Raw genomic sequence first — 21,336 nt, forward strand, 5'->3', positions numbered from 1 at the left:
GTACGTGCACCGGGTTCATCAACACGTCGGCGGCGCGATACAGAGTCCCGGGACGATGCGCCGCGGTCAATGGTCCGGACCGAAAACGTCGGATGCGTTTCCGGCCAATCTCCGCCACAGGCGCTGACTCGCCGGTCAGTTTCCCCGGATTCCGCGGTCAGGAATGCGTCGCGGTCGTTGATCGTTGACGATGGGAGAAGAACCTGTCGACAACCGAAGGATCACGAGGCTCGTGAGCAGCAAGGTCCCCCCGATCATCCTCAACAACGGCATCGAGATGCCCCAGCTGGGCTTCGGCGTCTGGCAGGTGCCGGACGACGATGCCGAGCGGGCTGTCACCACGGCGCTCGCGGCCGGGTACCGCAGCGTCGACACCGCCGCGATCTACGGCAACGAAGAGGGCACCGGCAAGGCCCTCGCCGCCTCCGGCGTACCCCGCGAGGAACTCTTCGTCACCACCAAGCTCTGGAACGCCGACCAGGGGTACGACGCCACGCTCCGCGCGTTCGACACCTCGCTGGCGAAGCTGGGCCTCGACCACGTGGACCTGTACCTGATCCACTGGCCGCTGCCGTCCCGCGACACCTACGTCGACACCTACCGGGCACTCGAGAAGCTCTACGCCGACAAGCGCGTGCGCGCCATCGGCGTGTCCAACTTCCTCCCCGAGCACCTGGAACGGCTGATCGGCGAGACCTCCGTCATCCCGGCGGTCAACCAGATCGAGCTGCACCCGCACCTGCAGCAGCACGCCGCCCGCGCGTACCACGCGGAGCAGGGCATCGCGACCGAGGCCTGGTCGCCGCTCGGCCAGGGCAAGGGGCTGCTCGAGGTGCCGGCGATCGTCGCGATCGCGCAGAAGCACGGCCGCACCCCCGCCCAGGTCGTGCTGCGCTGGCACGTCCAGCTGGGCACCGTCGTGATCCCGAAGTCCGTGACGCCGTCCCGGATCAAGGAGAACATCGAGGTCTTCGACTTCAGCCTCGACGACGAGGACCTCGCGGCGATCAGCGCGCTCAACGAGGACCGGCGCATCGGCCCCGACCCCGCCGCCTTCGACTACGTGGGCTGAGCCGCTCCGCCCGGACCGGCGCCGGTTCCGGCTCGCCGGCCGCCGGTACCGCGCACGCCGCGGCCACCCGCCCGCCCGCCGGCGGGACGGGTGGCCGTGCGCGGCCCGCGAGCACCGAGCGCCTCCCCCGGCGGTCGTACTCCTGCGCACAGGCCGTTGCGGTACGCCGTCCGCGGAGCCATGCGCTGCGCCGTCGGGGCCGTGTACCCCGCTGGTGGGGCCGTGTGCCCCGCCGTTCAGCCCGCTCGCGCATCCGTTCAGTCGGGCCGCACGTCCGCGTGGACGATCTCGAACTCCTCCAGGGCGACGACGTCGACGTGCGCCTTGACCACGCTCTCGTGCCGGATGAGTGCGTGGCCCGCCCGGGACCCGTCCAGTGCGGCTCGGTCGGCGAAGAGCACTCCGACCAGGCCCCGGCCGCGCACGCGGTCCAGGAAGAGGGCCGCCCCGGCGAATCCGGGCAGCACCTCCAGGCGGGGCAGCACCCCCGCGTGGAAGGTGTCGAAGGCCAGGTCCGCGTCCGCCGGCGCGAACTCCAGCCGGGTCAGCCGCATGCCGCCGCCGGTGAGCGGCCGGTGCCCGACCGGGAAGACCGTGGCCTCGTAGTTCTCGACCGCGACGGTCCCGGCGAAGGGGTGCAGCAGTGCCGGGCGCCGCTCGCGCATGACCTGGTCGCTGTGGTCGCGTGCCTCGGCCGACTCCCACCAGCTGACCGAGAACAGGGTGCCGAGAGACCGGTCGACGAAGACGCCGGCACCCCGGAAACCCGGGCGTTCCTCGAGCAGATCGTGCCCCTGCGTGTTCAGGGTCCGGATGGCCGTGCCCAGCTGCGCCGGATTGCCGGTCGCGTAGACCGTGCGGACGAACAACATGCGTCCCACCTCCCGGAGCCGTGACCATGCCGGGCCGACGGCAGCAGACATATGCGGATGAAGCGGCTCTTTCAGTCTTGCCGCGTGTGCAAATCACCGCAATACGCCCAGATTTCGGGAGTTCGCAACTCGAGGGTTGACGGGGACATGCAGACGGGTCCACGGTGTACGGCACTCAGTAAGGAAACTTTCCTAACAGAAGGGGTCCCCCACAGTGCGCCTTCGAACGCTGACCCTCGCCGCGGCCTCCGGGTCCGCCCTGCTCGCCGCGGGCGTGCTCCCCGCACACGCGTCCGCCGTCCCGTCGGCGAGGTCCGCGCCGACGTCCGCCCAGGAGGGCTCGGTCAGCGCGGCCGACCTGCTCGCCAAGGTGACGTCCTGTTCGCAGATATCGAACGGCAAATACAAGACCGACGAGGAGACCGCGGCCACGGTCCCCGTGTGCGGCAAGAACGGCGCGGTGTTCTGGAAGGCCGACATGGACATCGACTGCGACGGCCAGACCACCACCGACTGCAACAAGAACCGCGACCCCTGGTACCAGGACGACACCGCCTTCCACCAGTCCGACGGCAAGCCCCTGAAGGCGGAGGCGCTGCCGTACATCGTGGTCCCCAGCTCCAGCAGCATCTGGAACTACTCCAGCGCCGGCATCAAGGGCGGCGGCGTGGTCGCGGTCATCTACAACAACAAGGTGGAGTACGCCGTCGTCGGCGACACCGGCCCCACGAAGATCATCGGCGAGGCCTCGTACGCCACCGCCAAGGCGCTCGGCATCGACCCCGACCCGAAGACCGGCGGGGCCGACTCCGGCGTGACCTACATCCTGTTCAAGAACTCCAGGGTCTCCCCCATCGAGAGCCACAGCGCGGCGGTCTCGCTCGGGGACCAGCTGGCCAAGCAGTTCCTCGCGAACAACTGACGGGTGATGTACGTCAGTTGGGCTGTCCCAGCGGGCGTACGACCACGGTGTTGACGTCGACCCCGGCCGGCTGCCGGATCGCCCAGACGACCGAGTCGGCGATCTGGTCGGCGGTCAGCAGGTGCCCCGGGGGCAGGCTGCCGAGGCCGTCCCAGAACGGGGTCTCCACCCGGCCGGGGGCGACCAGCGTCACCCCGACCCCGAACTCCGTGACCTGGCGCCGGGTGTTCTCGGCGAGCCCGGTGACCGCCCACTTGGTGGCGCCGTAGAGGTTGCCGGGGGTGTTCACGAACCCGGCGACACTGCCGATGAGGACGATCCGGCCACGGGTCTCCTTCAACGCCTCGACGGAGGCACGGATGAGCAGGGCCGGGCCGAGGACGTTGGTGAGGACCATCTCGGTCCAGCCGGCCGGGTCGCCGTCGGCGACGGAGTCATGGGTGGCGAAACCGGCGTTGGCGACGACGATATCCAGTCGACCGTATGCCTTGAGCGTACGGTCGACAGCATTCTGTATATCGTCGAATGTCGACGCATTACCGGCGACTGTCTGCAGTTCCTCGGGCCGGCCGAGCTCGTCCGCGAAGTCCCGCAGCCGGGACTCCGTACGGCCGGTGACGGTGACGCGGTGTCCGGCGGCCAGCAGCTGCCGGGCGACGGCGGCGCCGATGCCGGTGGCGCCGCCGGTGATGAGTGCGACCGGAGAGTCGTTCACGGGTTCCCCCTGTATGTCGGTGACGCGAGGGAGTCCATCACCTGGAGCGCGCTCGAAGTCAACTGCCTGCGCCCGAAGAGGAATCACCCTCCTTCCGCCACACCCCCGCTCGCCTACGCCGGCCGTACGGCCCGGTGCACCGTGTGGGCCGCGAGGACGAACACGTCGGCGCGGCGGTGGAGGCTGCCCGGGTCGGCGGGGTCGAGGAGCCGGGCGAGGGTGGCGCGGTCCTCGGCGTCCAGGGCCTCGGCATGGAGGTCCCGGGCGCGGGTCAGCATGGCGACCACGAAGGCGCGGGCCTTCTCGGGAAGGGGGGCGGGCAGGTCGAGCAGGAAGGTGCGGGTGCCGGTGTGCTTCAGGCCGGCGGCCGCCAGCAGGGCGGGCCAGTCCTCGGCCTCGGCGACCGCGCCGGGCAGCTCGGCGCGCATCTCGGCGAAGCGGTCCTCCTGGAGGGCGTCGAGGCGGGTCTGGAGTCCGGGGCGGCCGAAGCCGAGGTCGCGGGGCAGATAGCGGGGAGCCAGACCGCCCTCCAGAACGGCCAGTGTGCCGCCGGGGGCGAGCCGGGCGCCGAACGCGGCGAGTGCGGCCTTCTGGTCGCCGAGGTGATGCAGGCTGCGGCTGGCCCACAGCAGGTCCGCCGGATACTCCAACTCATCGAGTACTTCCGGGAGTTCGCCGACCAGGGTGTCGAAGCGGTCGGCGATCCCCTCGCGGGCGGCGCGGGCGCGGGCGCGCTCCAGCAGCGGTGCCGAGCCGTCGGCGGCGACCACCCGGGCGGCGGGGAACTCCTGTGCGAACAGGCAGGCGATCACCCCGGGGCCGCTGCCCGCGTCCACGATCAGACCGGGCTCGGTCACCTCCGTGCCCAGCCAGGCCAGGGCGCTCTCGTACGCGGGGGCGGCCACCTCGGCCTCCGTCTCCAGGTGGGCCGCCATCGCGGCCCAGTCGATGTCGCCGCCACGGGCGTGGCCAGCGTGGCCCCCATGGGCGTGCTGGGCCTGATGCCCGCCGTGCTCGTGGTGCCCGTGCTGTCCGTGGTGCTCGTGTGCCATCGTGGTCCGCCTCTCCTTCGGGTGCGGCCAGCGTGCGACCCCGCAGTGCGAGGGGGCCAGTCCTGTTGCCGGTGCCGCAAAAAATTGCCGATGCGGCAACAGCGGGTCCGGCAGAAACCGGATGCGTGGCCACGGCCGGGGCAGCACCATGGGACCTCGTGGACGACGAACTGACGGAGCGGTTTCTCACCGACGGCGTCGTGAGGATCGAGGGCGCGGTCCCGGCCGCTGTCGCCGAGGACGGTTCCCGGCCCCGCTTCATGGCGCAGCCGCCGCTGATGCCGGCGGTGCCGTGCGCGCTGGAGCGGGCGGACGGGGCGTACTCGCCGATGGAGACGGCGATCCGCCGGGGCCTCGGCCGCTAGCGGTCGTCAGGGCCCCGGCGGACGTTCACCGCGCCGGTGTCACGTGACCGGTTACGGCAGCGGCGGGTAGGCGTTCTGCATCAGCTGCTGGAACTGTGCGGAGAACCAGTGTCCGGACAGCGGGGCGTTCGGCAGCGCGCCCGACATGTTGTTGTCGTTGCGGGCGTTGCCCGTGTACGTCGGGTCGCACATCCGGTCGAAGCCCTTGCCCTCGTCGTTCGGGATGGCGGTGCTGGAGCCGTCGGACTCCCCCGGCGGCTTCATCCACACATAGGCGTCGATCCCGGGGGCCGGGTTGGCCTGCGGGCGTTCGCCGAGGCCGGCTCCGGCCTGGTTGCACCAGTTGCCGATGTTGATGCGGCGGTCGTAGCGGCCGCCGTCGACGTAGGCGTCGACGCTGGTCTTCGGGCCCGGTCCGGTCGGGCGGGCGGTGCCGCCCCAGCCGTTGCGGGAGGTGTCGATCAGCATGCCGATGTTCGCGTTGAAGCCGACCGAGACCAGCTCGGTGCGGAAGGCCTGGGCGAAGGACAGCTCGTCGACGTACCGGTTCCAGTCGACCCACTTGGACTGGCGGACCGAGGTGCCGCCCACGCTGTCGTTGATCGTGAAGTTGTCCTCCTTCAGGGCGCTGTAGTTGGCGGTGTTGGTGATGAAGCCCTGGACGTCGTCGACCGTCGCGCCGGAGGCAGTGGCCGCCTGCTTGAACACGTTCGCGGCGGCAGCGAAGTTGTCGTCCCAGCCGAGCCAGCCGTGGTGGCCGGCGTCGAGGTAGTTGTAGACGTTCGGGATGGCGCCGAGCTTGGCGAGGGCGTAGCCGACACCCTTCACGTAGTTGCCGTTGGCGAGCATGGTGTCGCACTGGGGGGTGTCGGTCGCGCGGCTGCCGGTGTTGGTGACGAGGTTGGGCAGCGAGTCGAGCTCGATCGTGGTGACGATCCGCAGCGAGGCGTACTTGGGGTCGGCGAGGACCGCGGCGATCGGGTCGATGAACTGGCTCTCGTACTTTCCGATGTCGTCCGGGCCGAGTTCGCCGTTGGAGGCGAGGGCGGCGCAGTCACGGCCGGGCAGGTCGTAGACGACCAGCTGGACGACCTCCTGGCCGCCGCCCTTCTGGGCGAGGGCGGCGTCGAGGTGGTCGCGCAGGCCCATGCCGCCGTTGACGCCGTTGATCGCGGCGATGCGGTCGAGCCAGACGCCGGTCGGTTCGTCGGACACGCGGGCGCCGCCCGGTTCGGCGGCGGCCTTGGCCGACCACTCCGGGTTCACGTACACCTTGGCGCCGTCGTACGGGTTGTCGACGCGGGTGCCGCTGCCGCTGCCGCCGGTTCCGCCGCCGCCCGTGCCGCCGCCCCCGCCGGTGCCGTCGTCGACGTTGCAGGTGACGCCGTCGAGGGTGAAGGCGGTGGGCAGGGTGTCGGTGCCGCTGTAGGTGCCGTTGAAGCCGAAGCTGACCGAGGATCCGGTGGCGAGTGTGCCGTTGTAGCTCTCGTTGGCGGCGGTGACGTCGCTGCCGCTCTGGCTGATCCGCGCGTTCCAGCCGCTGGTGACCTTCTGGTCACCGGCGTACGACCACTTCACCGCCCAACTCGACTTCGCGGCCGCGTTGTTGGTGACGGTCACGGCTGCGGTGAAGCCGGTGTCCCACTGGTTCTGCACGGTGTAGGTGACGGTGCAGGGGATCGCGTCGGCCGCCGCATGGGCCGGAGTGGTAGTGAGTGCCGTCCCGGAGGCGCCGGCGACCAGCGCCAGGGCGGCGAGCATCGATGTTCTGGTACGACTCATGTGTGCGGGTTCCTTCCTCCGTGGTGGGGGTTACGGGTTGAGGGCGCGCAGGTGGTCGCGCAGTCCGGTGCCGTAGGCGGTGGGTGTGCCGTCGTAGGCGGAGATCAGGGACGGCCCCGAGGAGCAGTCCCAGGTGTTCCAGGCCCAGCCCAGATAGGAGAGGTTCCGGTCGTCGAACCACTTCATGGCCTGGTCGATGAAGCCGTGCGCGCAGGTGTTCTCACCGATCTCCCCGGCGACCAGCGGCACCTGGGCCGCGACCGGGGCGAGCGTGGAGTTCCAGCAGCTCTCGCTCGCGCAGGTGTTGAAGTTGTAGCCGTGGTAGGCGGCGGCGAGATTGCCTACAGGATCCTGTGGTTTGTACACGGTCCACTGGCTGAGGTCGTTCGCATACGCCAGACCGCCGACCATGAGGACGTTCGTGGATCCGGTGTTCCGGATACTGTCGACGAGGTCCTGCATACCGGCGACCTCGTACGGGATCCCGGCGCAGGTTCCGCCGTCCCGCCAGCATGTCCAGGCGTCGGTCGTGCTGGAGGTCGCACGGTCCGGGTACGGCTCGTTGAACAGGTCGTACACGGGTGCCGGGTCGTCCTTGAAGGTGCTCGCGACCGAGGCCCAGAACGACGGGCTGTACTGTGCGTCGGGCATGGGTTTCTGGCAGGTGGCGTGGACGTCGGAGCAGCCGGCGGAGTTGCCGGTGTACTGGCCGTAGGTCCAGTGCAGGTCGAGGATCGGGGTCATGCCGTGGGTCTCGACGCGGGCCACCAGGTTCTTGACGGCGTTGATGTAGTTGGTGCCGCCGTACTCGGGCTTGATGTTCGAAAGTCCCAGCCAGCACTCCTCGTTGAGCGGGATGCGCACGGCGTCGGCCTTCCAGTCGGCGATGGCCTGGATCGCGGCGTCGTCCACCGGGCCGTCCCAGATGCCGTGGCCCTGCACGCACATGAACTCGCCGCCGGAGCGGTTGACGCCGAGCAGCCGGCGGGTCGCACCGGAGGTGTCCTCGATCCTGGTGCCGGAGACGTGGAGGGCGGGTGCCGTGTCGGTCGTGGGCGGTGGCGAGGTCGGCGGCGGTCCGGGATCGACGTTGCAGGTCGTGCCGTTGAGCGTGAAGGCGGTCGGCGCGGTGTTGCCGCCCGACCGGTCGGCGAGGAAGCCGGCGGTGACGCTCGCGCCGGCGCCGAGGGAGGCGTTCCAGCTCTCGCTCGCCGCGGTCACGGTGGTGCCGGACTGGGACCATGCGGCGTTCCAGCCCTGGGTGACCTTCTGGCCGTCTGCGAAGTCGAAGGTCAGCCGCCAACTGTTCAGGGCTGTCTGGTCGTTGGTGATTTTGACGGAGCCCTGGAAGCCACCCGCCCACTGGCCGGTGACGGAGTACGCCACGGTGCACGCGGGTGTGGCTCCCTGGGCGGACACCACCGGGACGACGACACTCGCGAGGAGCACGGTGGCACCGGCGGCGGCTAAAAGTACTGAACGCGGGGGGTGTCGCATGAGCGACTCCTTGCAGTGGCGCGCGCCGTGACCGGCGCGTCGACTGACTGGAACCGCTCCCACTGGTGCGGAGGAAGGTAGCGCCAACGGGCCATGTTGCCCAGGGGAGTTGCTGACTTTTCCTGAAGGTTTCCGTCGAATCTTTTCGACTCTTCAAGCACCTTGACCGTTCACGGGGTCGTCCTCACTATGGGAGCGCTCCCACTGGTTCAAGCCTTGACTTCTTCCCGAGCCGCAAGCCTCAACGTCGCGAGAGCCGCATGTCGCGAGTCGCCGAAGGAGGAACCAGCTCATGGATCCCGGACGCAGACACAGAGCTGTTCGGCGGTGGTGGACCGCCGTGGCGGCCGCGTTCGCCCTGCCCCTGTCGATGCTCGCCGTCGGCGCGACGACCGCGCACGCGGCGTCCGTGCAGTGCAGCGTCGACTACACGACCAACGACTGGGGGTCCGGCTTCACCGCCGGCCTCACAATCACCAACCGCGGCACCGCCGCGATCGACGGCTGGATGCTGTCGTACGCCTACTCCGGCGACCAGAAGCTGACGAACGGCTGGAACGGCACCTGGTCCCAGTCCGGCGCGACGGTTTCCGTGCAGAGCGCGTCGTACAACGCCACCATCGCCGCGGGCGCCGCCGTCAGCACCGGCGCGCAGTTCACCTACAGCGGCACCAACACCGCCCCCGCCTCCTTCTCGGTCAACGGCACGACGTGCGCCGGTGCGCACCAGCCGCCGGTCACGGTGCTGACCAGCCCGAGTGCGGGAGCGGTGTACACGCACGGGGACGCGATCCCGCTCGCCGCAACCGCGGCGGCCGCCGACGGCGCGACGATCAGCAAGGTGGAGTTCTACGACGACACCACGCTGCTGGGGACGGACACGAGCGCGCCGTTCACGCTGTCGGTCTCCGATCTGACCATAGGCAGTCACTCGCTGGTGGCGAAGGCGTACGACAGTACGGGCGCCTCGGCCGAGTCCACGCCGGTCGGCGTCACGGTCGCCTCGGGACCCGCGGTGGTGGCCTCGCCGTCCCAACTCGGCGTCCAGCAAGGCAAGTCGGGGACGTTCGGCGTGAAGCTGTCGACGCAGCCGAGCACGGACGTGACGGTGAGCGTGGCCCGTACGGACGGCAACACGGGACTGTCCGTGAGCGTCGGCTCCTCCCTGACGTTCACGCCGTCGAACTGGGACACCGCCCAGCCGGTCACCGTCTCGGCGGACTCCTCCGGCACCGGCGCGGCGACGTTCACCGCCTCGGCGGACGGCCACACCAAGGCCACGGTCACCGTGACGGAACTGGCGGCGGCGAAGACGTACGACCAGCGGTTCCTGGATCTGTACGGGAAGATCACCGATCCCGCAAGCGGCTACTTCTCCCCGCAGGGCATCCCGTACCACTCGGTGGAGACGCTGATCGTCGAGGCCCCGGACTACGGTCACGAGACCACGTCGGAGGCCTGGAGCTACCTTCTGTGGCTCCAGGCGATGTACGGCAAGGTCACCGGTGACTGGTCGAAGTTCAACGGCGCGTGGACGCTGATGGAGAAGTACATGATCCCCACGCACGCCGACCAGCCGACGAGTTCCTTCTACAACGCCTCCAAGCCGGCGACGTACGCGCCCGAGGAGGACACTCCGGACCAGTATCCGGCGAAGCTGGACCCGTCGGTCGCGGTGGGATCGGATCCGATCGCCGGTGAACTGAAGACCGCATACGGTACCGACGATGTGTACGGTATGCACTGGATCGAGGACGTCGACAACGTCTACGGCTACGGCGACACGCCCGGCGGCACCTGCGAGGGCGGCCCGACGGCGAGCGGACCGTCGTACCTGAACACCTTCCAGCGCGGGCCGCAGGAATCGGTGTGGGAAACGGTTCCACAACCGACCTGCGACGCGTTCAAGTACGGCGGCAAGAACGGTTACCTGGACCTGTTCACCGGCGACAACTCCTATGCCAGGCAGTGGAAGTACACCGACGCCCCGGACGCGGACGCCCGCGCGGTGCAGGCGGCGTACTGGGCCGACGTGTGGGCCAAGGAGCAGGGAAAGAGCGGTGACGTGTCCGCGACGGTCGCCAAGGCCGCGAAGATGGGCGACTACCTGCGGTACGCGATGTACGACAAGTACTTCAAGAAGATCGGCGACTGTGTCGGTCCCTCGGCCTGCGCGGCCGGCACCGGCAAGGACGCCTCGCACTATCTGCTGTCCTGGTACTACGCGTGGGGCGGCGCCACCGATTCCAGTGCGGGCTGGTCCTGGCGGATCGGCTCCAGCCATGTCCACGGCGGCTACCAGAACCCGCTGGCCGCCTACGCGCTGAGCAGCTACCCGGACCTGGAGCCGAAGTCGGCGACGGGCGCGGCCGATTGGGGCAAGTCGCTGCAGCGGCAGCTGGAGTTCTACCAGTGGCTCCAGTCGTCCGAGGGCGCGATCGCGGGCGGCGCGACCAACAGCTGGCAGGGCCGGTACGCGAGCCCGCCGGCCGGCACACCGACCTTCTACGGTATGTACTACGACTGGGAGCCGGTCTACCACGACCCGCCGTCCAACCAGTGGTTCGGCTTCCAGGCGTGGTCGATGGAGCGGGTCGCCGAGTACTACCAGCAGACGGGGAACGCCACCGCGAAGGCGGTCCTCGACAAGTGGGTGAAGTGGGCGCTGTCCCGGACGACGATCAACCCCGACGGTACCTTCCGTATCCCTTCGACCCTCCAGTGGTCCGGCCGGCCGGACACCTGGAACCCGTCAAGTCCCGGCTCCAACAGCTCACTTCACGTCACCGTCGCCGACTACACCGACGACGTCGGGGTGGCCGCGGCGTACGCGAAGACGCTGACGTACTACGGCGCCAGGTCGGGTGACGCCACGGCCAGGTCGACGGCGAAGGCGCTGCTGGACGGCATGTGGAACAACGACCAGGACGGCCTCGGCATCGCCGTCCCCGAGACCCGCGCCGACTACAGCCGGTTCGGCGACAGCGTGTACGTGCCGAGCGGCTGGAGCGGCACCATGCCCAACGGTGACGCGATCGACTCCTCGGCCACCTTCACCACGCTGCGGTCCTTCTACAAGAACGACCCGGCCTGGTCGAAGATCGAGACCTACCTCAAGGGCGGGGCCGCGCCCACGTTCACCTATCACCGGTTCTGGGCCGAGGCGGACATCGCCCTGGCCATGGGCTCGTACGCGGAGCTCCTCGAATAGTCCCCGCCGGCGCTCCGCGTGCACGGCCCCGTCACAGGGCGACGGGGCCGGCGCAGGGCCGGGCAGTCCCCACCCGCGCAGGGGGCCGCCCGGCCGTCACGTCATGCCCCGGTGCCCTCCCCCACCGACACCGCCGGTTTGCGGTACGCCCGCACGGCGAACACCGGGTCCGGGCGGGGACGGTCCTGGTCCGGGAGGCGGGCGAGGCGCGCGGCGAACTGCTCGCTGCGCGGCTCGCCCGGCGGCAGCTGGGTGAACCAGCCGCGGCGCAGGTCGGCGATGGTGGTGCGCGGGCTGCGGCCCTGGCCGGCGCCGCGGAACAAGCCCGCGCCGGCCGGCTCCAGTCCGTGCCGGACGGCGTGCGCGGTGACGGTGGCGGCGGCGTCCTGGGCGGGGCGGCGCGGGCGGTCGGCCAGGACGGTGTCGATGTCGCTGCCGACGTCGTGCGCGTCGGCCTTGTCGACGGTGGTGACGTAGACCCCGCCGGGCCGCAGCACACGGGCGCACTCGGCGACGATCGCGCGGACGTCCCCGGCGTCGTCCAGCAGGTGCAGCAGCCAGACGCTGGTGACCGCGTCGAACGTGCCGGTGGGGAACGGCAGGCGGCGGCTGTCGGCGCGGACGACCGCGCCCGGGAGTCTCGCCCCGGCCCTGCGGACCATCGCGGCGGTGAGGTCGACGCCGGTCACCCGCAGCGCGGGGCGGCCCGCGGCCAGCCGGCGGGTGAGGATGCCGGTGCCGCAGGCCACGTCGAGGAGCCGGCCCGGCCCCTCGGGGATCAGATCGAGCACCGCTTCGGCGGCGGCGTGGGCACGGGCCTCGCCGCCGCGGGACGCGTCGTAGGCGTCGGCTTCCTTGTCGTAATCGAGCACGTTCCTCAGTGTGCGCCGTGACCTGGAGCGATGTCCTCCACCCTGCGGGCGAGAGCGAAGTCCGCCTCGGTGACGGCACCGCCGGCGCTGTGCGTGTGCACGGTGAGGGAGACGGTGCGGTAGCCGAGGGTGAGGTCGGAGTGGTGGTCCAGTTCGTCCTGGACGGCGGCGATGTGCATGACCAGCGCCGCCGCCGCGACGTGCGAGCCGAGCCGGTAGGAGCGGGCGAGCTTGTCCCCGTCCAGCGACCAGCCGGGCAGCTCCGCGAGCCGGTCCTCGATCTCCTTCTGCGACAGCGGTTGAACGGCCATGTCGTTCGGCTCCCTTCGCGTCGGCGGTTCTTGTTCAGCCTGCCACGTCAGGCCCGTGCGCACTCCGCCGCGAGGTCGTCGGCGAGGGCCGCGATCCGGTAGCGGCCCTCCACGCGGGCCACCCAGTCGTGCGGCAGACCGGTGTCGCCGTGCAGCGCACCGAGGAGGTTGCCGCAGATCGAGCCGGTGGAGTCGCTGTCGCCCGAGTGGTTGACGGCCAGCAGCAGCGCCCGCTCGACGTCGGGCTCGGCGAGCGCGCAGTACACGCCGATCGCGAGGGCCTCCTCGGCGACCCAGCCCGCGCCGAGGGACTCGGTCTTCTCGGGCGTCGGCGCCCCCTCGTCGGCGAGGGCGAGGGCGGCACGCAGGGCGGCCGTGGTCTCCGTGTGGCCGCGGTGCCGCTCCAGCAGCCGCAGTGTGCGCAGCACCGCGCCGTCCAGGGAGTCCCCGGCGAGCAGGTGCGCGACGATCGCGGCGAGCGCGCCGGCCGCGTAGTAGCCGGTGGGGTGGCCGTGGGTGATCTGCGCGCCGAGCGCCGCCATGGCGAAGGCCGCGTCGGCGGGGGCCGCGAGGCCGAAGGGGGCCGAGCGCATGACCGTGCCGCAGCCCTTGGAGTCGGGGTTGACCTGGCCCGGTGTGCCGTCGAGCGGAAGTGCGGGGTCGGGCGCGTACCTCTGGGCGACGCCGGACAGGCAGGCGTTTCCGGGCGCGCGGCGGGAGTACAGCCAGGCCTCGCTCACCAGGCCGGCCGGAGGCGGTGTGCCGGGCTGTGGCGGCACGGGCTGTTCGGGGCCCGGCTTGGACTGGGTCTCCAGCCAGCGCTCGTAGGCCTGGCGCAGCAGCTGCGGCCAGGCGCCGCCGATGCCCTTCTCACGCTGCCGTGCGTGCGCCTGGATCAGGGCCTCGACGGTGAACAGGGTCATCTGGGTGTCGTCGCTGATCAGCCCGACCGCACCGTGCGCTCCGGGTACGAGGCCGGTGACCCCGTGCGCACCGTGCGCGGCGCGGATGCGGTCCAGCGAGGCGAACTCCACGGGATAGCCGAGGGCGTCACCGAGCGCGCCGCCGAGGAGGCAGCCGCGGACGCGGGCCCGGTGGACTGCCGCGGCCAGGAGGGACGGGGACCGGGGCGGCGTGTGCCACGGCTCGTTCGTGCGCAACGGAGCAACTCCTCGACTACGGTCGGACGTATGACCATTGTCGCCTCCGGTCCTTCCGCGTCCGCCACCGCCCCCGTCGCCGCCGCGGACAAGGGCGTCGGCCCGCTGCTGCGCGCCTGGCGGGAGCGGCGCCGGGTCTCGCAGCTGGAGCTGGCGCTGCGCGCCGACTCCTCGGCGCGGCACATCAGTTTCGTCGAGACCGGCCGGTCGCGGCCGAGCGAGGAGATGGTGCTGCGGCTCGCCGAGCATCTGGACGTCCCGGTGCGCGAGCGCAACTCCCTGCTGCTGGCGGCCGGTTACGCCCCGCACTATCCGGAGACCCCGCTGGACGACCCGGCGCTCGACGCGCTGCGGGCCGGGCTGGAACACCTCATCCAGTGCTACGAGCCGTACCCCGCGCTGGTGGTCGACGCCTGCTACACGGTCGTGGCCGCGAACCGGGGCATCGCGATGCTGCTGGACGGGGTGCCGGAGACCCTGCTGGCGCCGGCGCCGAACGCGATGCGGCTGACCCTGCACCCGCAGGGTCTGGCGCCGCGCATCCGCAACCTGCGTGCCTGGCGCGGGCATCTGCTGGAGCAGATGGAGCGGCAGATCGCCCTGCAGCGCTCGGAGCGGCTGCGCGCCCTGTACGAGGAGGTGGCGGCCTATCCGGTGCCCGAGAACGCGCGTGACGACAGCGGAGACGGTGGCGACGGCCATGAACCCGCCGGCCCCGTCGCGTACTTCGCGCTGCCGATGCGCATCGAGCACGACGGCCGGATCCTGTCGTTCGTGTCGTCGATCTCCACCTTCAACACGCCGATGGACGTGACGGTCGCCGAACTCGCCATCGAGACGTTCCTGCCCGCGGATCCGGCCACCGCCAAGTACCTGCACACGATGGCCGGTTGACCGCACCTGCCACGTCCCTGCCTCCCCTGCCTGCCCTTACCACGCTTCTCCCGCGCCGCCACGGCGTTCGTCGGCCAATCCGATCCCCTCGGACCCGTGTGCGAGAGGCGATCACGTGGCAGACTGCCCGGGTACTTCGGCGCGTAGGGGAGGCGTGGCGTGAGTGAGCGGCGGGCCGCGCCCACCGTGGGCCAGGTGGTGCTCGGCAAACGGTTGCAGGAGCTGCGCGAGGCGGCGGGCCTCACCCGGGACGAGGCCGCCCGAATCCTGCGGGTGGCGTCGGCGACCGTACGGCGCATGGAGATGGCCGACGTCGCCCTGAAGATCCCCTACGTGCAGGTGCTGCTGGAGACCTACGGGGTGCCCGAGGAGGAGGCGGCCGCGTTCGTGCGGCTGGCCGAGGAGGCGAACCAGCCGGGGTGGTGGCAGCGGTTCCACGACGTGCTGCCGGACTGGTTCAGCATGTACGTCAGCCTGGAGGGCGCCGCCCGGATCATCCGCTCCTACGAGCCGCACTTCGTACCCGGTCTGCTGCAGACCGAGGAGTACGCGCGCGCGGTGATGGAGGCCGGCACGATCGGGCAGACCTCGCCGCACACCGTGGAACGGCATGTGTCGCTGCGTCTGGAGCGGCAGCGGCTGCTGGAGCGCGACGACCCGCCCCACCTGTGGGTGATCATGGACGAGACGGTGCTGCGGCGCCCGGTGAGCATCCACGGCGAGGTGATGCGCCACCAGCTGGACAAGCTGCTGGAGTTCGCCGCGCGGGACCGGGTCACGCTGCAGATCGCCGAGTTCTCGGCTGGCCCGCATCCGGGGACGTACGCGCCGTTCACGCTGTTCCGGTTCGCAGAGCCGGAGCTGCCGGACATGGTGTTCACCGAGTACCTGACCGGCGCGCTGTACCTGGACTCCCGTCGCGAGGTGGCCGCGCATCTGGAGGTGCTGGACCACATGACGGCCCGGGCCGCGTCGGCGCAGCGCACGCAGAGCCTGCTGCGGGAGTTCCGCGAGGCCCTGTGACCCGCGTCCACGGCCGTGCCGCATCCCCGCGCCGCAGACCTGTGGCATCCCGTACGGGCCGGACCGCCTCCTGGCCCCCTGGGAGAACACGTTCCATGACCGAACCCGGCCCCGAAGCCGCGCCCGTACCCGAGCGCATGCCCGAGCGCGAGCCGGTACGGGTCGACGCCAGCCAGCACGGAGGTGGCACGGGCCTGCCGTTCCCGGTGACGCGCGACTGTCTACAGGATCCTGTCGACCGCATACCGTCGACGCAGCCGGGCGCCGGCGCCGGGATCCGCGACCGCTGAGCCCGCGCGCCCGGACCGTCGGGGCCGGTCGCGGCCGGGGAGTCAGGCCGCGCCCCCCTTGGTGTCCCGGTCCTCGTCCACGATCTCCGCGTCCACCACGCCCTCCTCGTCGGCGGGGGTTTCCTGTTCCGTGGCGGGGCCCGGTTCGCCGGCGGAGGCGGAGGCGTTGGCGTACATGGCCTGGCCCATCTTCTGGCTGACGGTGGCGAGTTTCTCGACGCCGGTGCGGAGTTCGCCGGTCTCCGCGTTCCGCTCCAGGAGGCCTTTGAGTTCCGTGGCCGCCTCCTGGACCTCCGACCTGGTCTCGGCGGGGATGCGGTCCTCGTTGTCGCGCAGGAACTTCTCGGTCTGGTAGACGAGTTGCTCGGCCTGGTTGCGGGTCTCCGCGGCCTCCCGGCGCCGGCGGTCCTCCTCGGCGTACTGTTCCGCCTCGCGCATCATGCGGTCGATGTCGTCCTTGGGCAGGGCGGAGCCGCCGGTGACGGTCATCTTCTGCTCGCGGCCCGTCGCGAGGTCCTTGGCGGAGACGTGCATGATCCCGTTGGCGTCGATGTCGAAGGCCACCTCGATCTGCGGGACGCCGCGCGGGGCGGGCGGCAGCCCGGTGAGGTCGAAGACGCCGAGCTTCTTGTTGTAGGCGGCGATCTCGCGTTCGCCCTGGTAGACCTGGATGCCGACCGAGGGCTGGTTGTCGGTGGCGGTGGTGAAGATCTCCGAACGGCGCGTCGGGATCGTGGTGTTGCGCTCGATCAGCCTGGTCATGATGCCGCCCTTGGTCTCGATGCCGAGGGACAGCGGGGTGACGTCGAGGAGCAGGACGTCCTTGACGTCGCCGCGCAGCACGCCCGCCTGGAGCGCGGCTCCGACAGCGACGACCTCGTCGGGGTTGACGCCCTTGTGCGGGTCCTTGCCGGTGAGTTCGCGCACCAGGTCGGTGACGGCCGGCATCCGGGTGGAGCCGCCGACGAGGATGACGTGGTCGATCGCGGACAGCTCGATCCCCGCGTCCCGCACAGCCTGGTGGAAGGGCTGTTTGCAGCGGTCGAGCAGGTCGGCGGTCAGCTCCTGGAACTGGGCGCGCGTCAGTTTCTCCTCCAGGTGCAGCGGGCCCGCGGCGGAGGCGGTGATGTAGGGCAGGTTGATCGTGGTCTCGGAGGACGACGACAGCTCGATCTTGGCCTTCTCGGCGGCCTCCCGCAGCCGCTGCACGGCCATCTTGTCGGCACCCAGGTCGATGCCGTGCCCGGCCTTGAACCGCTTCGCCAGATGCTCGACGATCCGCTGGTCCCAGTCGTCGCCGCCGAGGTGGGTGTCGCCGTTGGTGGCCTTCACCTCGATGACGCCGTCGCCGATCTCCAGCAGGGACACGTCGAAGGTACCGCCGCCGAGGTCGAAGACCAGGACCGTCTGCTCCTCGCCCCGGTCCAGGCCGTAGGCGAGGGCGGCCGCGGTCGGCTCGTTGATGATCCTGAGCACCTTCAGGCCGGCGATCTCCCCGGCCTCCTTGGTGGCCTGGCGCTGGGCGTCGTCGAAGTACGCCGGTACGGTGATCACCGCGTCCGAGACGTCCTCCCCGAGGTAGGCCTCCGCGTCCCGCTTCAGTTTCTGCAGCACCCGCGCCGACAGTTCCTGCGCGCGCAGCCGGGATCCGTCGACCGTACCGCTGTCGGGGAAGCGCCAGGCGGCATCGCCCATGTGCCGTTTCACCGAACGGGCGGTGCGCTCCACGTTCGTCACGGCCTGCCGCTTGGCGACCTCGCCGACCAGCACCTCTCCGTTCTTCGCGAACGCCACCACCGACGGCGTGGTCCGCGCGCCCTCCGCGTTGGTGACGACGGTGGGCTCGCCGCCCTCCAGGAGGGCCACCACCGAGTTGGTCGTCCCGAGATCGATCCCGACCGCACGTGCCATGATCCGTCCCCTTCCGCTTGCGCCAGGGCGTCCTTCGGCACTCCCAGCACATGACGTGCGTACGGCGGTGTCAATGGGCGGATGGGCCGGATGCCGGATAATGGATATCGGATACGAGATACCGGATACCGGATGCGGGATATCGGATGCGAGATACCGGATGCGGGATATCGGATACGAGATATGGGATATGGGATACCGGATGCTCACGGTCCCGGGGAACGGCGGTGCCGCGCCCCCGGGACGGGACGCGGCACCGGATGTCGTACGGGCGTCAGGCCAGCTCGGCCGAGAGGGTGATGGTCGTACCGGCCAGGGCCTGGCTGACCGGGCAGTTCTTCTTGGCGTCCTCGGCGGCCGAGGCGAAGCCCTCCTCGTCGAGGCCGGGGACCTCGCCGCGCACCCAGAGGTGGATGCCGGTGATGCCCGTGCCGGGCTGGAAGGTCACGTCGGCCTTCGTCTCCAGGCGGGTGGGCGGGGTGCCGGCGCCGGTCAGACCGTGCGAGAGGGCCATGGAGAAGCAGCTGGAGTGGGCGGCGGCGATCAGCTCCTCGGGGCTGGTCCTGCCGTTCGCCTGCTCGGCGCGCGACGGCCACGACACCGGCTGCGAGCCGATGCCGGAGGAGTCGAAGGTGACGGTGCCGCTGCCCGTGAGCAGCTCGCCCTCCCAGACGGTGTGCGCGGTACGCGTGGTGGCCACGGTGGTTCCTTTCGCGGGTGGTCGGTCCCGTTTCCGGGGTGCCGTTTCCGGGTTCCGTGTCCCCATCCGATCACATCCGGACCCGCCGCAGGCCGAAGACCGGCCCACACGCGGTGAACGGAAGGTGACGGTGCGTTCCGCCGGGCTCTCCGCGGTGTTCAGGCCGCCTGTTCCTCCTCGGTGGCGGCGGTGAGCGGGACCTCGGGGCCGTTCAGCTCGCGCAGCCAGCGGGGCAGTACGTGGTGCACCTGCTCGGCGCCGGCCAGTTCCTCGTGGTCCGCGGCCGGTGCGGACAGGTCCAGCGGAGAGAGCAGGAACGGGCGGGACTGGGCGCCGCCGAGGCCGCCGTGGGAGCCGATCTGCTCCTCGAAGGCGAGCACCTCGCCGTCGGCCGGGTCGTACGCGGAGTTCACCATGATGTCGGCCGTGTGCGGGCGGGGAGGAGAAGCAGGAGCCGGACCAGGAGCGGCCAGGCGATGGCCGACAGGACGCCGAAGGCGCCGGCGCCACAGGCGGCGGTGATGGCAATCCGGGTGGCGCTGTCGCCGTCGGCGGACTGGAGCTGGAAGTCGGGCAGGAGGGCGGCGAGGACCAGCATGGTGAGGGTGGAGGCCGCCCATACGGTGGTGCTCCGTCCGATCTGGCTGGCGATCCGCCGCCACGGAGCGCCTCGTACTCCCCGCACGCCCCGTATGCCTTGTACGCCTCGCACGCCGTGTCCACGTCGCGTCCCGGGCCGCTCGACGCCCGGGCCCCGCTCCACCTTGTCATACCGGACCGGGGCGCCGGCCTGCGGCTGTGCGGCTCGGTGGCGGCTCAGCGGCCGTCGTAGCCTGCGGTCGGCATGGACAGCCGGCGGTGGACGCGGGCCTTCATCTGGGCGTCGTAGGCCGGTTCGGCGCGGTCGGCCGTCTCCACGCGCACTCCGCGCCGGGCGCATTCGGCGGTGAAGGCCTCGACGGAGGACAGGGCGCGGCGCAGGACGCGGAGGCTGGGGGCGACGAACACGTCGATGCCGGGGCGGACGCCGTCCCACAGGGCGCAGTGGTCGAAGCGCAGGCCGCCGACGAGGAGTTCGCGGGCGACGACGTATCCGTGCTCGGCGGCCCAGCGGGCGCACATGGCGTGCTGGCTGCGGGCGTCGACGAGGAAGGGGTCGGCCTCCAGTTCCTCGAGCGGGGTCAGGCTGGCGATGGCGGTGACCCGTACGGGCGCGGGCGTGCCGGAGGTGGCCTGCGGTTGTCCCATGGAGTCCCCCTCACCTCCGGGTTTCGCCGCCGACCCTACTCCTGCCCGTAGGCTTCGGGGAGTCGCGTGAAGGAGGCGGACGAAGGTGCCGGTGGAGATCACCTGGTGGGGTCACGCGACGTGCACGATCGAGGATGCGGGGATCCGGGTGCTGACCGATCCTCTGTTCGCGCACCGGCTCGCGCATCTGAGGCGGCGCCGGGGGGACGTACCGCCGGCGGGGGCCCGGTGTGCGGACGTGGTGCTCGTGTCCCATCTGCACGCCGATCATCCGCATGTGCCGTCGCGGCGGCTGGCGGGTCGTGGTGGCGGTGGCGCTGACGGTGGTGGTCAGTGCGGTGCCGAGCGTGGTGCGGCGGTTTCGGTAGCGCCGTCGGGGTGGGGGGTCGTTTCGGGCTGCGGGTTCGTGGTGGTTGACCGCACGGTTTCCCGCGTCTCGTGCGGGGTGCTGCGGCCGAGCGCTCTGGAGGCGCCGACCGGGAGATCCCACAGGTCTTCCCGCTCCAGCCCTGCCTTCTGCCAGGCCGTGCGCACGCGGGTGAGCGGTTCGAGGACCGGTTCGGCGGAGAGGACGAAGGTGCCCCAGTGCATGGGGGCCATGCGGGGGGCGCCGAGGTCGAGGGTGGCGCGGACGGCTTCTTCGGGGTCGCAGTGGACGTCGCTGAGCCACCAGCGGGGGTCGTAGGCGCCGATGGGCATGAGGGCGAGGTCGATGCCGGGGTAGCGGCGGCCGATGCGGGAGAACCAGTGGCCGTAGCCGGTGTCGCCGGCGAAGTAGAGGCGCCGGCCGTCGGTGCCGGTGAGGATCCAGCCGCCCCACAGGCTGCGGCAGGTGTCGGTGAGGGTGCGCTTGGACCAGTGGTGGGCGGGGACGAAGTCGAAGCGGACTCCGGAGAGTTCGGCGCCTTCCCACCAGTCGAGTTCGGTGACGTGGGTGAAGCGGCGGCGCCGGAACCAGTGGGCGAGTCCGGCGGGGACGAACAGCGGTGTGGTGCGCGGGAGTCGGCGCAGAGTGGGGGCGTCGAGGTGGTCGTAGTGGTTGTGGCTGATGACGACGGCGTCGATGCGGGGCAGGCTCTGCCAGGGGACGCCGACGGGGGTGATGCGGGCGGGGGTGCCGAGGATGCGGCGGGACCAGACGGGGTCGGTGAGGACGGTCAGGCCGCCTATGCGGACGATCCAGCTGGCGTGGCCGGCCCAGGTGACGGCGAGGGTGTGGGTGTCGGGGCGGGGCAGCGGGCCGGGTTCGACGGGGAGCAGGGGGAGGTCGGCGAGGCCTTCGGCGCCGGGGCGTACGGCGCCTTCGCGGGCGAAGCGGGCCATTGCCCTGAGGCCGGGCAGCGGGGCGGTGAGCCGGTCGTGGAACGTCCGTGGCCATACCCGGTGTTCGCCCAAGGGGCGGGGTTCGGCGAGGGGTGGGACGGAGGGGGCGAGGGGTG

At 71.1% G+C, this 21,336-nt stretch carries 20 protein-coding genes and 2 pseudogenes; 8 read left to right on the forward strand and 14 right to left on the reverse strand.

Annotated features, from left to right (window positions below):
• Positions 1-232 precede the first annotated feature (232 nt).
• Positions 233-1,072, forward strand: coding sequence for an aldo/keto reductase (locus BIV23_RS02680; protein WP_071379054.1), 840 nt, complete (start codon positions 233-235; stop codon positions 1,070-1,072).
• A gap of 257 nt (positions 1,073-1,329) precedes the next feature.
• Here BIV23_RS02680 and BIV23_RS02685 read toward each other — a convergent pair whose 3' ends face one another.
• Positions 1,330-1,944, reverse strand: a complete 615-nt coding sequence (locus BIV23_RS02685; RefSeq protein WP_245790314.1) for a hypothetical protein — start codon at positions 1,942-1,944, stop codon at positions 1,330-1,332.
• 214 nt (positions 1,945-2,158) lie between these two features.
• On the opposite strand from BIV23_RS02685, the gene BIV23_RS02690 reads away from it, so the two are divergent.
• On the forward strand, positions 2,159-2,866 hold the full coding sequence (locus BIV23_RS02690; protein ID WP_071379055.1) for a glycoside hydrolase family 75 protein: 708 nt from the start codon (positions 2,159-2,161) through the stop codon (positions 2,864-2,866).
• 13 nt (positions 2,867-2,879) lie between these two features.
• Here the strand turns inward: BIV23_RS02690 and BIV23_RS02695 are convergent, their stop codons facing one another.
• Both BIV23_RS02695 and BIV23_RS02700 read right to left on the reverse strand, forming a co-directional pair.
• Positions 2,880-3,581: an SDR family oxidoreductase gene (locus BIV23_RS02695; RefSeq protein ID WP_071379056.1), complete on the reverse strand. Its 702-nt coding sequence runs from the start codon at positions 3,579-3,581 to the stop codon at positions 2,880-2,882.
• Positions 3,582-3,694: 113 nt separating this feature from the next.
• Positions 3,695-4,633, reverse strand: coding sequence for a class I SAM-dependent methyltransferase (locus tag BIV23_RS02700; protein WP_071379057.1), 939 nt, complete (start codon positions 4,631-4,633; stop codon positions 3,695-3,697).
• A gap of 158 nt (positions 4,634-4,791) precedes the next feature.
• Between BIV23_RS02700 and BIV23_RS53820 the strand changes: the two genes are divergently transcribed.
• Entirely contained in the window at positions 4,792-4,998 is a 207-nt protein-coding gene (locus BIV23_RS53820) for a hypothetical protein (protein WP_071379058.1), read from the forward strand.
• 51 nt (positions 4,999-5,049) lie between these two features.
• Here the strand turns inward: BIV23_RS53820 and BIV23_RS02710 are convergent, their stop codons facing one another.
• Complete coding sequence (locus BIV23_RS02710; RefSeq protein ID WP_071379059.1) at positions 5,050-6,780, reverse strand: glycoside hydrolase family 6 protein; 1,731 nt, start codon at positions 6,778-6,780, stop codon at positions 5,050-5,052.
• Between the two features lie 30 nt (positions 6,781-6,810).
• Entirely contained in the window at positions 6,811-8,277 is a 1,467-nt protein-coding gene (locus tag BIV23_RS02715) for a cellulose binding domain-containing protein (RefSeq protein WP_079172895.1), read from the reverse strand.
• A gap of 292 nt (positions 8,278-8,569) precedes the next feature.
• Between BIV23_RS02715 and BIV23_RS02720 the strand changes: the two genes are divergently transcribed.
• The gene (locus BIV23_RS02720; protein ID WP_071379061.1) at positions 8,570-11,488 is read left to right on the forward strand and encodes a glycoside hydrolase family 48 protein; all 2,919 of its coding nucleotides are present in this window, start codon (positions 8,570-8,572) and stop codon (positions 11,486-11,488) included.
• 101 nt (positions 11,489-11,589) lie between these two features.
• Here BIV23_RS02720 and BIV23_RS02725 read toward each other — a convergent pair whose 3' ends face one another.
• From BIV23_RS02725 to BIV23_RS02735, 3 genes are read right to left on the reverse strand one after another with little or no spacing between them, the layout of a single operon-like run.
• Entirely contained in the window at positions 11,590-12,360 is a 771-nt protein-coding gene (locus BIV23_RS02725; RefSeq protein ID WP_071379062.1) for a class I SAM-dependent methyltransferase, read from the reverse strand.
• Between the two features lie 5 nt (positions 12,361-12,365).
• Positions 12,366-12,671, reverse strand: coding sequence for a 4a-hydroxytetrahydrobiopterin dehydratase (locus BIV23_RS02730; protein ID WP_071379063.1), 306 nt, complete (start codon positions 12,669-12,671; stop codon positions 12,366-12,368).
• Positions 12,672-12,718: 47 nt separating this feature from the next.
• The gene (locus BIV23_RS02735; RefSeq protein ID WP_079172896.1) at positions 12,719-13,831 is read right to left on the reverse strand and encodes an ADP-ribosylglycohydrolase family protein; all 1,113 of its coding nucleotides are present in this window, start codon (positions 13,829-13,831) and stop codon (positions 12,719-12,721) included.
• A gap of 30 nt (positions 13,832-13,861) precedes the next feature.
• Here BIV23_RS02735 and BIV23_RS02740 point away from each other — a divergent pair, with 30 nt between their 5' ends.
• The 3 genes from BIV23_RS02740 (at position 13,862) to BIV23_RS02750 (ending at position 16,038) form a co-directional block, all read left to right on the forward strand.
• The gene (locus BIV23_RS02740; RefSeq protein WP_071379064.1) at positions 13,862-14,725 is read left to right on the forward strand and encodes a helix-turn-helix domain-containing protein; all 864 of its coding nucleotides are present in this window, start codon (positions 13,862-13,864) and stop codon (positions 14,723-14,725) included.
• 159 nt (positions 14,726-14,884) lie between these two features.
• Entirely contained in the window at positions 14,885-15,748 is an 864-nt protein-coding gene (locus BIV23_RS02745) for a helix-turn-helix domain-containing protein (RefSeq protein WP_107471043.1), read from the forward strand.
• Between the two features lie 95 nt (positions 15,749-15,843).
• On the forward strand, positions 15,844-16,038 hold the full coding sequence (locus BIV23_RS02750; protein ID WP_071379065.1) for a hypothetical protein: 195 nt from the start codon (positions 15,844-15,846) through the stop codon (positions 16,036-16,038).
• A gap of 42 nt (positions 16,039-16,080) precedes the next feature.
• Here the strand turns inward: BIV23_RS02750 and dnaK are convergent, their stop codons facing one another.
• The 5 genes and pseudogenes from dnaK to BIV23_RS02775 form a co-directional block, all read right to left on the reverse strand.
• On the reverse strand, positions 16,081-17,949 hold the full coding sequence (dnaK, locus tag BIV23_RS02755; RefSeq protein WP_071379066.1) for a molecular chaperone DnaK: 1,869 nt from the start codon (positions 17,947-17,949) through the stop codon (positions 16,081-16,083).
• Between the two features lie 274 nt (positions 17,950-18,223).
• Positions 18,224-18,649: an OsmC family protein gene (locus tag BIV23_RS02760; RefSeq protein WP_071372709.1), complete on the reverse strand. Its 426-nt coding sequence runs from the start codon at positions 18,647-18,649 to the stop codon at positions 18,224-18,226.
• Positions 18,650-18,807: 158 nt separating this feature from the next.
• Positions 18,808-19,122: pseudogene (locus BIV23_RS02765) on the reverse strand (hypothetical protein); the annotation flags it as partial.
• A complete protein-coding gene (locus tag BIV23_RS02770) occupies positions 19,059-19,334 on the reverse strand; it encodes a phage holin family protein (protein ID WP_177239645.1) in 276 nt (91 codons plus the stop codon). The gene BIV23_RS02770 and the pseudogene BIV23_RS02765, both read right to left, overlap by 64 nt.
• A gap of 131 nt (positions 19,335-19,465) precedes the next feature.
• Positions 19,466-19,897 carry a hypothetical protein gene (locus tag BIV23_RS02775; RefSeq protein WP_071379069.1) on the reverse strand — a complete coding sequence of 144 codons (432 nt, stop codon included), beginning with the start codon at positions 19,895-19,897 and terminating at the stop codon, positions 19,466-19,468.
• Positions 19,898-19,982: 85 nt separating this feature from the next.
• Between BIV23_RS02775 and BIV23_RS45600 the strand changes: the two are divergent.
• Positions 19,983-20,183 (forward strand): annotated as a pseudogene (locus tag BIV23_RS45600) (MBL fold metallo-hydrolase); the annotation flags it as partial.
• Between the two features lie 44 nt (positions 20,184-20,227).
• Here the strand turns inward: BIV23_RS45600 and BIV23_RS02780 are convergent.
• Positions 20,228-21,336 (reverse strand): MBL fold metallo-hydrolase (locus BIV23_RS02780; protein WP_079172905.1); only part of this gene is annotated, 1,109 nt, incomplete at its 5' end.

It is taken from the genome of Streptomyces monashensis (genome assembly GCF_001866665.1).
GTDB classification, from domain to species: domain Bacteria; phylum Actinomycetota; class Actinomycetes; order Streptomycetales; family Streptomycetaceae; genus Streptomyces; species Streptomyces monashensis.